The 12464-nt window shown below is 64.3% G+C and carries 11 protein-coding genes; 7 read left to right on the top strand and 4 right to left on the bottom strand.

Annotation, left to right across the window (positions count from 1 at the left end; genetic code table 11):
• Window positions 1-146: 146 nt before the first annotated feature.
• The 6 genes from araG (at window position 147) to pyrF (ending at window position 6681) form a co-directional block, all read left to right on the top strand.
• On the top strand, window positions 147-1697 hold the full coding sequence (gene araG, locus B0G74_RS00415; protein WP_132373031.1) for an L-arabinose ABC transporter ATP-binding protein AraG: 1551 nt from the start codon (window positions 147-149) through the stop codon (window positions 1695-1697).
• A 54-nt stretch (window positions 1698-1751) separates the two neighbouring features.
• Complete coding sequence (gene araH / locus B0G74_RS00420; RefSeq protein WP_132373033.1) at window positions 1752-2768, top strand: L-arabinose ABC transporter permease AraH; 1017 nt, start codon at window positions 1752-1754, stop codon at window positions 2766-2768.
• A gap of 27 nt (window positions 2769-2795) precedes the next feature.
• Window positions 2796-3596: an SDR family oxidoreductase gene (locus B0G74_RS00425; RefSeq protein ID WP_132373035.1), complete on the top strand. Its 801-nt coding sequence runs from the start codon at window positions 2796-2798 to the stop codon at window positions 3594-3596.
• Window positions 3593-4495: an SMP-30/gluconolactonase/LRE family protein gene (locus B0G74_RS00430; RefSeq protein ID WP_132373037.1), complete on the top strand. Its 903-nt coding sequence runs from the start codon at window positions 3593-3595 to the stop codon at window positions 4493-4495. Before B0G74_RS00425 ends, B0G74_RS00430 begins: the two co-directional genes overlap by 4 nt.
• 226 nt (window positions 4496-4721) lie before the next feature.
• Entirely contained in the window at window positions 4722-5783 is a 1062-nt protein-coding gene (locus B0G74_RS00435; protein ID WP_132373039.1) for an aldose 1-epimerase, read from the top strand.
• A gap of 82 nt (window positions 5784-5865) precedes the next feature.
• A complete protein-coding gene (pyrF, locus tag B0G74_RS00440; protein WP_132373041.1) occupies window positions 5866-6681 on the top strand; it encodes an orotidine-5'-phosphate decarboxylase in 816 nt (271 codons plus the stop codon).
• 156 nt (window positions 6682-6837) lie between these two features.
• Here the strand turns inward: pyrF and B0G74_RS00445 are convergent, their stop codons facing one another.
• The 4 genes from B0G74_RS00445 to thiL form a co-directional block, all read right to left on the bottom strand.
• Complete coding sequence (locus tag B0G74_RS00445; protein ID WP_132373043.1) at window positions 6838-7353, bottom strand: cupin domain-containing protein; 516 nt, start codon at window positions 7351-7353, stop codon at window positions 6838-6840.
• Between the two features lie 23 nt (window positions 7354-7376).
• Window positions 7377-7877 carry a CinA family protein gene (locus B0G74_RS00450; RefSeq protein WP_106285221.1) on the bottom strand — a complete coding sequence of 167 codons (501 nt, stop codon included), beginning with the start codon at window positions 7875-7877 and terminating at the stop codon, window positions 7377-7379.
• A gap of 67 nt (window positions 7878-7944) precedes the next feature.
• Window positions 7945-8526, bottom strand: a complete 582-nt coding sequence (locus tag B0G74_RS00455; RefSeq protein WP_207915607.1) for a phosphatidylglycerophosphatase A — start codon at window positions 8524-8526, stop codon at window positions 7945-7947.
• Entirely contained in the window at window positions 8516-9514 is a 999-nt protein-coding gene (gene thiL, locus B0G74_RS00460) for a thiamine-phosphate kinase (protein WP_132373045.1), read from the bottom strand. The genes B0G74_RS00455 and thiL overlap by 11 nt, the downstream gene beginning before the upstream one ends.
• A 207-nt stretch (window positions 9515-9721) precedes the next feature.
• On the opposite strand from thiL, the gene B0G74_RS00465 reads away from it, so the two are divergent.
• Window positions 9722-12061, top strand: a complete 2340-nt coding sequence (locus tag B0G74_RS00465; protein ID WP_132373047.1) for an NADP-dependent malic enzyme — start codon at window positions 9722-9724, stop codon at window positions 12059-12061.
• Window positions 12062-12464 lie beyond the last annotated feature (403 nt).

The following is a 12464-nucleotide window of genomic DNA, read 5'->3' on the forward strand; positions in this document are numbered from 1 at the left end:
CGTGTTTCTCTTTCGCGAAAGAGGGCACGCGCCGGCAGCAGCAATACAAGATGAGTAGTTGAGACATGCTCTGCTTTGCACCTGCCCATGACGTAATCATGCAGGCGCCACAAAGCAAAGGTTCACACGAAGCATTAGGAGGCGAAGTGTCAGCGACGCTACGTTTTGACAATATCGGCAAAGTCTTTCCAGGCGTGCGCGCGCTCGACGGTGTGTCCTTCGACGTCAACGTCGGCCAGGTGCACGGCCTGATGGGCGAAAACGGCGCAGGGAAATCGACCCTGCTGAAGATTCTCGGCGGTGAATATCAGCCCGACTCGGGCCGTGTGATGATCGACGGCAACGAGGTGCGCTTCTCCAGCGCGGCGGCGTCGATCGCGGCGGGCATTGCGGTGATTCACCAGGAACTGCAATACGTGCCCGATCTGACGGTCGCGGAAAACCTGCTGCTCGGCCAGTTGCCGAACTCGCTCGGCTGGGTCAACAAGCGCGAAGCCAAACGCTTCGTGCGCGAACGCCTCGAAGCGATGGGCGTGGCGCTCGACCCGAACGCGAAGCTGCGCAAGCTCTCGATCGCGCAGCGCCAGATGGTGGAAATCTGCAAGGCGCTGCTGCGTAACGCGCGCGTGATCGCATTGGATGAGCCGACCAGCTCGCTGTCGCATCGTGAGACCGAGGTGCTGTTCAAGCTGGTGCGCGATCTGCGTGCCGACAACCGCGCGATGATCTACATCTCGCACCGCATGGACGAGATCTACGAACTGTGCGACGCCTGCACGATCTTCCGCGACGGCCGCAAGATCGCCTCGCATCCGACGCTCGAAGGCGTGTCGCGCGACACCATCGTCAGCGAAATGGTGGGGCGGGAAATTTCGGACATCTATAACTACTCGGCGCGGCCGCTCGGCGAAGTGCGCTTCGCGGCGAAAGCGATTGAGGGCCACGCGCTCGCGCAGCCAGCCAGCTTCGAAGTGCGGCGCGGCGAGATCGTCGGCTTTTTCGGGCTGGTGGGCGCGGGCCGTAGCGAACTGATGCATCTGGTGTACGGCGCCGATCACAAGAAGGGCGGCGAGTTGATGCTCGACGGCAAGCCGATCAAGGTGCGCAGCGCGGGTGAAGCGATCAGGCACGGCATCGTGCTGTGCCCGGAAGACCGCAAGGAAGAGGGCATCGTCGCGATGGCGACGGTGTCGGAGAACATCAATATTAGTTGCCGCCGTCACTACCTGCGCGCGGGGATGTTCCTCGATCGCAAGAAGGAAGCGGAAACCGCGGACCGTTTCATCAAGCTGCTGAAGATCAAGACGCCGAGCCGCCGCCAGAAGATTCGTTTCCTGTCGGGCGGCAATCAGCAGAAGGCGATTCTGTCGCGCTGGTTGGCTGAGCCCGATCTGAAAGTCGTGATTCTCGATGAGCCGACTCGCGGTATCGACGTCGGCGCGAAGCATGAAATCTACAACGTGATCTATCAGCTTGCCGAACGCGGCTGCGCGATCGTGATGATTTCGTCGGAACTGCCGGAAGTGCTCGGCGTGTCAGACCGGATCGTCGTGATGCGTCAGGGCCGGATTTCCGGCGAGCTGGCGCGCCAGGATGCAACGGAACAATCGGTCTTGAGCCTCGCCTTGCCGCAAAGCTCGACCGCCTTACCTGGAACCGGCACCGGAACCGCATCGGCTGCCCAACAGGCAGCCTGAACATCATTCGGACGAAAGTCCGGCAACCCGTGGGGAACGGGAGGAGTCTTCAACATGCAAGCCAGAGAAAACCTCGCGCAACAGGCCGCCAAGAGCGCCGCCGAAGCGCTGATTCCGCAGTCCAACGACAAGGCGAAATGGTGGCAACAGATCACCGAGTACAGCCTGATCGTGATCTTCATCGTGATGTTCGTCACGATGTCGCTGACCGTCGATCACTTCTTCTCGATCGAGAATATGCTCGGCCTCGCGCTGTCGATCTCGCAGATCGGCATGGTCTCGTGCACGATGATGTTCTGTCTCGCCTCGCGCGACTTCGACTTGTCGGTCGGTTCGACCGTCGCGTTCGCCGGCGTCTTGTGCGCGATGGTGCTCAACGCCACCGGTAATACCTTCATCGCGATCATCGCGGCGGTGGCGGCGGGCGGCGTGATCGGCTTCGTCAACGGCGCGGTGATTGCGTATCTGCGCATCAACGCGCTGATCACGACGCTCGCCACGATGGAAATCGTTCGCGGCCTCGGCTTTATCGTCTCGCACGGTCAGGCGGTGGGCGTGTCGTCGGATACGTTTATCGCGCTCGGCGGTTTGAGCTTCTTCGGCGTGTCGCTGCCGATCTGGGTCACGCTGCTGTGCTTCATCGTGTTCGGCGTGATGCTCAACCAGACCGTGTACGGCCGCAATACGCTCGCGATCGGCGGCAATCCGGAAGCGTCGCGTCTGGCCGGTATCAATGTGGAACGCACGCGCGTCTACATCTTCCTGATTCAGGGCGCGGTGACCGCGCTGGCCGGTGTGATTCTGGCCTCGCGTATCACGTCGGGGCAGCCGAATGCGGCGGAAGGCTTCGAGCTGAACGTGATCTCGGCGTGCGTGCTGGGCGGCGTCTCGCTGCTCGGCGGCCGCGCGACGATTTCCGGCGTCGTGATCGGCGTGCTGATCATGGGCACGGTCGAGAACGTGATGAACCTGATGAACATCGACGCGTTCTACCAGTACCTCGTGCGTGGCGCGATCCTGCTCGCCGCCGTGCTGCTCGACCAGTTGAAGAACCGCGGATCGCGGGACTAACCCACTTGCTCTAAAAGGAATCGAACGATGTCGTCTCCGGCCAATGCAAACGTCCGTCTCGCGGACAACGTCTTCGCGCGCTATCCGAGCCTCGTCGACCGCACGGTGTTGATCACGGGTGGCGCGACCGGCATCGGCGCATCCTTCGTCGAGCACTTCGCGGCGCAAGGCGCTCGCGTCGCGTTCTTCGACATCGACGTGAGCGCCGGCGAAGCGCTCGCCGACGAACTCGGCGATTCGAAGCACAAACCGCTGTTCCTGCCGTGCGATCTGACCGACATCGACGCGCTGCAAAAAGCGATCGCCGACGTGAAGACCGCGCTCGGCCCGATCCAGGTGCTGGTGAACAACGCCGCGAACGACAAGCGCCACACAATCGGCGAAGTCACGCGCGAGTCGTTCGACGCGGGCATCGCGGTGAACATTCGGCACCAGTTCTTTGCTGCGCAAGCGGTGATGGAGGACATGAAAGCCGCCAACAGCGGCTCGATCATCAACCTCGGTTCGATCAGCTGGATGCTGAAGAACGGCGGCTATCCGGTCTATGTGATGTCGAAATCCGCGGTGCAGGGTTTGACGCGCGGTCTTGCGCGCGACCTCGGCCATTTCAATATCCGCGTCAATACGCTGGCGCCGGGGTGGGTGATGACCGAGAAGCAGAAGCGCTTGTGGCTCGACGACGCGGGCCGTCGTTCGATCAAGGAAGGGCAGTGCATCGACGCCGAGCTGGAACCGGCCGACCTCGCGCGCATGGCGCTCTTCCTTGCCGCCGACGACAGCCGGATGATCACCGCGCAGGACATCATCGTCGACGGAGGCTGGGCGTGAGTGCGAGCGGTTCATCCGGTACGGCCGCGCTGCTGCTCGATACGAAATGCACGCTCGGCGAAGGGGCGACATGGTGCGCGCAAAGCGGCCGTTTCTACTGGACGGATATCGAAGGCGCGCGCCTGTGGCGCTATGACCCGAGGGACGGTAGCACCATGTCCTGGCGTATGCCCGAGCGCCTCGCCACGTTCGCGCTGTGCGCGGATCCGCGTTACCTGCTGCTCGGCCTGGCCACGCATCTTGCCTTTTTCGAGCTGGCCACCGGCGAGACGCGGCGCATCATCGACGTCGAACCCGGTTTGAATACGCGCGTGAACGACGGCCGCTGCGACCGTCAGGGGCGCTTCGTGTTCGGCACCAAAGATGAAGGCGCGCCGCTGCAGGCAATCGGCGGCTTCTACCGGCTCGATCACGATCTGTCGCTCGAGCGTTTGCCGTTGCCCGCGCCCGCGATCTCGAACAGCATCGCGTTCAGTCCCGACGGCACGACGATGTACTACTGCGATTCGCCCACGCGCGAAATCCGCGCGTGCGACTACCGCGCTGACGGCGGCATCGCCAACGACCGCCTGTTCACCCAGCTCACCGACGCCACCGGCGAACCCGACGGCTCGACCGTCGACCGCGACGGCGGCCTGTGGAACGCGCAATGGGGCGGCCGGCGAGTGGTGCGCTACGGCCCGGACGGCGTGGAAACGGAACGTGTCGACGTGCCGACCGCGCAGCCCAGTTGCGTCGCGCTAGGCGGCGCGCAACTCGGCACGCTGTACATCACGAGCGCACGCTGTGACCTCGATGCAGCGGCGCTTGCGGACGATACGCACGCCGGCGGCGTGTTCGTCGCCACGCCCGGACGGCAAGGTTTGCCGGAGCCGGTGTTCCAAGGCGCGCCAGCTTAGCGCAGAATGACGCTGCCTCGCTCTCGAGGCAGCAATGAAGTAATGAAACGATAAAGCGCGGTCGGGCAGTGAGCCTGAAAGTGAATCGCAAGTTGATGGTGCAATCCCAGTGGCAGCAAATCGGCAGCATGCAGTTCGGACCCAGAGGCGACCAGTTTAAGAAAATCGCCCAACAGCATCCGTCAGCAATGACGGCAACGTCCCAAGCCTCTCGATGGAGCCAGATATGACTGTTGCGAATCTTGTTTCTTCCTCCCCTCAGACCTCACAGAGTCGACGCTCGCGACTCGCCGCGGCGGCCAATCCGGTGTTGCCGGGTCCCAGCACGTCGGCGGTTGCCGTCGGCGAAGCCAGCGCCGGCGATGTCGCGTGCATCACGCTCGCCAACGCGCATTTGCGTCTCGACGTCGCGCCGACGCTCGGCGGCGGCGTCACCCGTTTCGACTGGCGCAACGACGGCGCGCTCACGCCGATCTTCCGCCGCTGCCGCCACGTCGGCGCCGATACGCAACCGAACCAGTTGTCCTGTTATCCGCTCCTGCCGTATTCAAATCGCATCGGCGGCGGGGAGTTCAATGTGGCGGGACGGCGCGTCGAGGTGCCGCGCAATCGCGCCGACGAACCCTTGCCGATTCACGGCGACGGTTGGCAATCGGCCTGGCAGGTCGCGGAGTCGGATCGCGAAAATGTCCGCCTCACGCTCGATCGCCGCGACGGCAAGCCGTACACGTACCGCGCGACGCAAACCTATACGCTGGACGGCCCGACGCTGGTCGTCACGCTCGAAATCGAAAATACCGGCCGCGAGGCGCTGCCTTTCGGGCTGGGCGTGCATCCCTTCTTCGTGCGCGACGCGGACACCGAGTTGTCCGCCGCGGCCGGCGGCCTGTGGCTCTCCGGCGACGACTGGTTGCCGGTGCGGCATGTGCAGGCGCCGCCTGCCTGGCAATTCGGCGTGGCGTATCCGCTGCCGGAAACCATCGTCAATCACGCCTTTACCGGCTGGAGTGGGCAAGCGGCGGTAGTGTGGCCGAAGCGCCGCCTGTCGCTGAACATTGCCGCCGATACCGACTACTACGTGCTGTACACGCCGCCCGGCGAAGACTTTTTCTGCTTCGAACCGGTGGATCATCCGATCAACGCGATGAACCTGGCCGGCGGCGCGAGCGAAAACGGCATGACCTTGCTAGGACGCGGCGAACGACTGACGCGCACGTTCCGCTTCACCGTCGAACGCACGGGTTTGCGCTCGATGCCGGGCGCGCGCGGCTCGAAGCGGCGGCAGTAGCGGGCGAAGGTGGCGCGGCCCGCCGCGCAGGACGGGTAAAATACGCGCCTCTTTCGTTTTCCAGCTCGCCGCGAGACCCACCATGTCCAACTTCATCCAGACACTCAACGACGCCTGGCGGCGCACCAACTCGCTGCTGTGCGTCGGCCTCGATCCCGAGCCGAGCAAATTCCCGGGCGCGCTCGCGGGCCGTCCCGAGGCGATCTTCGACTTCTGCCGCACGATCGTCGACGCAACCGCGCCGTATGCGTCGTCTTTCAAACCGCAGATTGCCTACTTCGCGGCACATCGCGCGGAAAACCAGCTTGAGCAGCTGATCGCCCACATTCATGCGAACCATCCGGGCCTGCCGGTGATTCTGGACGCGAAGCGCGGCGACATCGGCAGCACCGCCGAGCAATATGCGCGCGAGGCGTTCGAGCGTTATCAGGCGGACGCCGTGACGGTGAATCCCTACATGGGTTTCGACTCGATCCAGCCATATCTGGAGCACGCAGGCAAAGGCGTGATCGTGCTGTGCCGCACGTCGAACCCGGGCGGCTCCGACCTGCAATTCCTGGAGACGGGCGGCCGTCCGCTGTATCAGGTCGTTGCGCAATTGGCGGCGGAGAAATGGAATGCGAGCGGCCAGCTGAGTCTGGTGGTTGGCGCGACTTTCCCGAAAGAGATTGAAGTGGTGCGGGGGATCGTCGGCGATATGCCGCTGCTGATTCCGGGCATCGGCGCGCAAGGCGGCGATGTGGAAGCGACGGTCAACGCCGGCCGCACCGCGAACGGCATGGGCATGCTGATCAACTCGTCGCGGGCGATCATCTACGCGGGCAAGGGCGACGATTTCGCCGAAGCCGCGGCGAAGGCCGCGATGGAAACGCGGGATCGGATCAACGCGTTCCGGTAATCGCAGGCGGTCGTTGCTCGGGCGCGCGTGGAGTTCAGTTTGGCCTCAGCCGGTCGATCAACGCGGCATGCCGCGCTTTCAACACGTCGATATCCGCGAGATCGGCATAAAAGCGCGGGCAACCTTCATTGAAGGCGGCCTATGAACGCATGGGATTCAGCTTGGCCCCAGCCGCTCGATCAACGCCGCATGCCGCGGATGCCGCGCTTTCAACGCGCGGACATCCGCCAGTTCGAATTCGCTGAATTCAAAACCCGGCGCCACCGTGCAGCCCACCAGCGCGAAGGTCGCCGGATCGGCGCATTCCGCCGCGAACCACAGACCTGCAGGCACCACGGCCTGAAACACGGCATCCGCGTGCGTCAGCGCGTCGCCGAGCTTATGTGTCACCAATGCGCCCGTCTCGTCGAGCACATGGACGTTCAATGGTTCGCCCGCATAGAAATGCCAAACCTCGTCGGACTTGATCCGGTGCCACGCCGAATGCGCGCCGTCGCAGAGCAGGTAATAGATCGCCGTGGACGCAGAGCGCGTTTCCGCTGCGCTGTGGTCGCTGTCGCGGATCACGCGCTCCGCCGAGCGGTACGTCTCGCTGAAAAATCCGCCTTCGGGATGCGGTTTGAGATCGAGGCGGCGGATCAGTTCGTCTTTGACTGCGTGCGAATCAGGCATCGGCTCTCCGCTTCGAACAAGGGTTAGTGCTCGCGTTCGTCGAGCAAGGCGAGGACGCCGCGCAATGCATGCGCGGCAGCCTGCACGCGGATCTTCTCGCGGTCGCCCTTGAAGATCTTCGTTTCCACCGACGTATGCAGCCGGTTGCTCCAACCGAACGAGACCATGCCGACCGGTTTGGTTTCGGTGCCGCCGCCCGGTCCGGCGACGCCAGTAATGGACAGCGAGACCTGCGCGCGGCTATTGCGCAGCGCGCCTTCGGCCATGGCGCGTGCCACTTGCTCGCTGACCGCGCCGTGCTTGTCGATCAGCTCGGCGGGCACGCCGATCATCTCGCTCTTCGCCTGATTCGAATACGTGACGAAGCCGCGCTCGAACCAGCCGCTGCTGCCGGAAATGTCGGTGATCGCGGTCGCTACCATGCCGCCCGTGCAGGACTCGGCCGTGACGAGCATGAGGCGCTCGTCGCGCAGACGGTTGCTCACGCGAATGGCGAGCTGGTGAACGACGGAATCGGTAGGCATGGCGTCAATCCGGAAAAACGGGGGCTGGCGGTGAATGCCCGGCGGCGCGGCAGCCGCCGGGCAGCAGTCAAACGGACATGCGCCAGAGTGCAATCACGAGCAGCGTGAAAAACGCGGCGACCAGGTCATCGAACATGATGCCAAAGCCACCTTTCAGACGACGATCGAAATAGCCGATGGGTGGCGGCTTCACCATGTCGAAGAAGCGGAACACGAGGAACGCCCACAACTGCCCGGTCAGCGTGACCGGTGTGACCATTAGCAGCACCAGCCAGAACGCGATGATTTCGTCCCACACGACCGGCGAAGGATCGTCGATGCCGAGCTTCTTCGCGGTGAATCCGCAAATCGCAATGCCGCCGAAGAAGCCGGCGACGATCAGCAGGCCCCACTCGATTACGGTCAGATAACGGCTCAGAACGGCGAACGACGCCCACGCGAACAGCGTGCCGATCGTGCCCGGCGCGACCGGCGACAGGCCACTGCCGAACCCCAGCGACAGAATGTGCAGCGGATGCGACAGCATGAAGCGCGCGGTGGCGCGGCGCGGCTGACGGCCGGGCGGGCGCGGATCGGGCGCGCGCGGCGCCTGCGGCGGCTCGACGCTGATGAGTTTGTCGGCCGGGCCGAGCGGGGGATCAGTCTGCATGAAAGTGGTCGAAGCCTTGCAACGTCAGAGTAAGCGGCGCGCCGGCGGCATCGCGCCAGCCGATCGCCGGACGGTCGGCCGCCGATTCGAGAGCGCTTATTGTACCGATGCGGGTGAGCTGAATGCCCACCTCCTGGCCGGCCTTTTCGACTGCGGCACGCACCGCGGGCGGCGCGGTGAAGCACAGCTCGTAGTCGTCGCCGCCGGCGAGCGTGCAGCGTCGCTGGATCTCGGGCGCGAGGCGGCGCAGCGCGGCGGAACGGGGCACGGCGTCGACGTCGACCGTGGCACGCAAGTTCGAGCGTTCCAGAATGTGCAGCAGATCGCCCGCGAGACCGTCCGAGAGGTCGAGCGCCGCGTGGGCGATGCCGCGCAGCGCGAGCCCGAGCGCGACGCGCGGCTCCGGGCGGTCGAGGGCGCGACTAAACGTCGCAGTGTCGCTGGCCTCGGCAGACCATTCGCCGCGCCGCACGCCGAGGCCGGCGCGCGCGTCGCCAAGCGTGCCGGAAATCCAGATGTCATCGCCCGGTTGCGCGGCGTCGCGGCGCAGCGCCGCGCGCGGCGGCACGCTGCCGAATACCGTGATGCACAGATTCAGCGGACCGCCGGTCGTGTCGCCGCCGATCAGCTCGCACCCGTAGCGTTCGGCCAGCGCGAAAAGCCCTTCGCTGAACGCGGCAAGCCAGGCTTCTTCGGCCTTCGGCAAGGAGAACGCCAGCGTGAACGCCTGCGGTTGCGCGCCCATCGCGGCGAGGTCCGACAAGTTCACGGCAAGGGCTTTGTGACCCAGCGCCTCGGGATCGACATCGGCGAAAAAGTGGCGGCCTTCCACCAGCATGTCCGTCGATATCGCCAGCATTTCGCCCGCGCGCGGGGCGAGCAGCGCACAGTCGTCGCCGATGCCGAGCGTGCCGCTCGCGGCGTCGGCGGGCCGGGCAGCGGCGCGGCGGGCAAAGAAACGATCGATCAGCGAAAACTCGGAGAGCATGGTGGCGAAGGGTGAACGATTAATTGTTGCGAATTGCGGCTAACGGCGCGCATTGTATGGAGTGGTCATCGGGTAAACATTCGATCGCCCGGCAACTCCGATTCGGGTCGCGTTGCGGCCACAGCGTGCCACGTCAGCCTTTCGCTATGTTTCTGTCGCGGCAGTTGTACCCGTATTGAAGGAATTGGGCCGCCAATTGGGGCTACAATGCCGTCGAACGTCTATTCTAATCCGCCCTTCGAAGCCCGCCTTATGTCGACTCCCGTCAATAGCAAACTCCGCGAAGCCGCCCTCGATTACCACGAGTTCCCCACCCCGGGGAAGATCGCGATCGCCCCGACCAAGCAGATGATCAACCAGCGCGACCTCGCGCTGGCGTACTCGCCTGGCGTCGCGTTCGCGTGCGAGGAAATCGTCGAGAACCCGTTGAACGCCGCGCGCTTCACCGCGCGCAGCAACCTGGTCGGCGTCGTCACGAACGGCACCGCGGTGCTGGGTCTGGGCAACATCGGCCCGCTCGCCTCGAAACCGGTCATGGAAGGCAAGGCCGTGCTGTTCAAGAAGTTCGCCGGCATCGACGTGTTCGATATCGAGCTGAACGAGTCCGACCCGCACAAGCTGGTCGACGTGATCGCGGCGCTGGAGCCGACCTTCGGCGGCATCAACCTCGAGGACATCAAGGCGCCGGACTGCTTCATCGTCGAACGCGAATGCCGCAAGCGCATGAAGATTCCGGTCTTCCACGACGACCAGCACGGTACGGCCATCGTCGTCGCGGCGGCCATCACCAACGGTCTGAAGGTGGTCGGCAAGGACATCAGGGAGGTCAAGCTGGTGTCCTCGGGCGCGGGCGCCGCAGCGCTGGCCTGTCTGGACCTGCTGGTCGACATCGGCCTGCCGCTCGAGAACATCACCGTCACCGATCTGGCCGGCGTGGTCTACAAGGGCCGCGTCGAACTGATGGACCCGGACAAGGAGCGCTTCGCGCGTGAAACCGATGCCCGCACGCTGGCCGAAGCCATCGGCGGCGCGGACGTTTTCCTGGGGCTCTCGGCGGGCGGCGTGCTCAAGCAGGACATGGTCAGGCAGATGGCGGACAAGCCGCTGATTCTGGCGCTGGCCAATCCGACGCCGGAAATCCTGCCGGAACTGGCGCTGGAAGTGCGTCCGGACGCCGTGCTGTGCACCGGCCGCACCGACTACCCGAACCAGGTGAACAACGTGCTGGTGTTCCCGTTCCTGTTCCGCGGCGCGCTGGATGCGGGCGCGACCACGGTCACGCGGGAAATGGAAATCGCGGCGGTCAACGCGATCGCCGAACTCGCGCGCCAGGAGCAGAGCGACATCGTCGCGACGGCGTATGGCATTCAGGATCTCTCGTTCGGCCCGGAATACCTGATTCCGAAGCCGTTCGATCCGCGTCTGATCGTCAAGGTCGCGCCGGCCGTGGCGAAGGCCGCGATGGATTCGGGCGTCGCCGAGCGTCCGATCGAGGACATGGAAGCCTACGAACAGCATCTGCAGCAGTTCGTGTATCACAGCGGCACGACCATGAAGCCGATCTTCCAGCTCGCGCGTGGCGTCGAGCCGGAGAAGAAGCGCATCGTGTTCGCGGAAGGCGAAGAAGAGCGCGTGCTGCGCGCGATGCAGATCATCGTCGACGAGAAGCTCGCCAGGCCGATCCTGATCGGCCGGCCGGCGGTGATCGAGCAGCGCATTGCGCGCTACGGGCTGCGTCTGGTCGCGGGGCAGGACTACACGGTCGTGAACACCGACCACGACGAGCGCTATCGCGACTTCTGGCAGGAATATCACAAGATGATGTCGCGCAAGGGCATCAGCGCGCAGATGGCGAAGCTCGAAATGCGCCGCCGCACCACGCTGATCGGCGCGATGCTGGTGGAAAAGGGCGAAGCGGACGGCATGATCTGCGGCACGGTGTCGACCACGCATCGTCACCTGCACTTCATCGATCAGGTGATCGGCAAGAAGGAAGGCGCGAAGGTCTACGCGGCGATGAATGCGCTGGTGCTGCCGAACCGGCAGATTTTCCTGGTGGATACGCACGTGAACGTCGATCCGACGCCGGAGCAACTGGCGGAAATCACGATCATGGCGGCTGAAGAAGTGCGCCGTTTCGGTATCGAACCGAAGATCGCGCTGCTGTCGCATTCGAACTTCGGCACGAGCAACGCGCCGACCGCGCAGAAGATGCGCGACACGCTGGCGATCCTGCGCGAGCGCGCACCGGACCTGCACGTGGACGGCGAAATGCACGGCGACATCGCGCTCGACGCGAATCTGCGCCGCGAGGTGATGCCCGACTCGACGCTCGAAGGCGACGCGAACCTGCTGGTGCTGCCGAACATCGACGCGGCCAACATCTCGTACAACCTGCTGAAGACGGCCGCGGGCAACAACATCGCGATTGGTCCGATGCTGCTGGGCGCGGCCAGGCCGGTGCACGTGCTGACGGCGTCGGCGACGGTGCGCCGGATCGTCAACATGACGGCGCTGCTGGTGGCGGATGTGATCGCGGCCCGTTAATCCGCGATCCGGTCGAAGCATGGCGCCGGTTTGAAGACCGCGCGCCATGCAAAAAAAAGGCGCGCCCGCAACGGGCACGCCTCAGGGTGCACAGGGGAATGCCACCCAAAAAACGGCAAGTCATACAAGATTCCGCCTTCAAGAGCGTTCAAGGGCTCAAGACCCTTGCCACGGGGAATCAAGGTCTGCTGACTCATGCAAAGCGGCCTGCCGTCCGCTCCCCACTTGCCTGCCTTCCCTCGATTCGCACCGTTGAGCTAAGTTTAGCTTGACTAAGCTAAACATTCTGTCAAAAGTCGTCAAAGCCGCGCCGGTGGCCCTTTCGCGCCTGATCGGAGGATGTCGGCCGCCCGGCGAACGTTGATTCCGGGGGCCATTAGCGATACCCTTACGACTTTCATGG

The organism is Paraburkholderia sp. BL9I2N2, from assembly GCF_004339745.1.
In the GTDB taxonomy this organism is placed as follows: Bacteria; Pseudomonadota; Gammaproteobacteria; order Burkholderiales; family Burkholderiaceae; genus Paraburkholderia.

Bases quoted from the DNA above. Each gene is read 5' to 3' on its own strand.
- araH (WP_132373033.1), top strand. From the start codon at position 1,752: ATGCAAGCCAGAGAAAACCTCGCGCAACAGGCCGCCAAGAGCGCCGCC.
- B0G74_RS00425 (WP_132373035.1), top strand. From the start codon at position 2,796: ATGTCGTCTCCGGCCAATGCAAACGTCCGTCTCGCGGACAACGTCTTC.
- B0G74_RS00435 (WP_132373039.1), top strand. From the start codon at position 4,722: ATGACTGTTGCGAATCTTGTTTCTTCCTCCCCTCAGACCTCACAGAGT.
- pyrF (WP_132373041.1), top strand. From the start codon at position 5,866: ATGTCCAACTTCATCCAGACACTCAACGACGCCTGGCGGCGCACCAAC.
- B0G74_RS00445 (WP_132373043.1), bottom strand. From the start codon at position 7,353: ATGCCTGATTCGCACGCAGTCAAAGACGAACTGATCCGCCGCCTCGAT.
- B0G74_RS00450 (WP_106285221.1), bottom strand. From the start codon at position 7,877: ATGCCTACCGATTCCGTCGTTCACCAGCTCGCCATTCGCGTGAGCAAC.
- B0G74_RS00455 (WP_207915607.1), bottom strand. From the start codon at position 8,526: ATGCAGACTGATCCCCCGCTCGGCCCGGCCGACAAACTCATCAGCGTC.
- thiL (WP_132373045.1), bottom strand. From the start codon at position 9,514: ATGCTCTCCGAGTTTTCGCTGATCGATCGTTTCTTTGCCCGCCGCGCC.
- B0G74_RS00465 (WP_132373047.1), top strand. From the start codon at position 9,722: ATGCCGTCGAACGTCTATTCTAATCCGCCCTTCGAAGCCCGCCTTATG.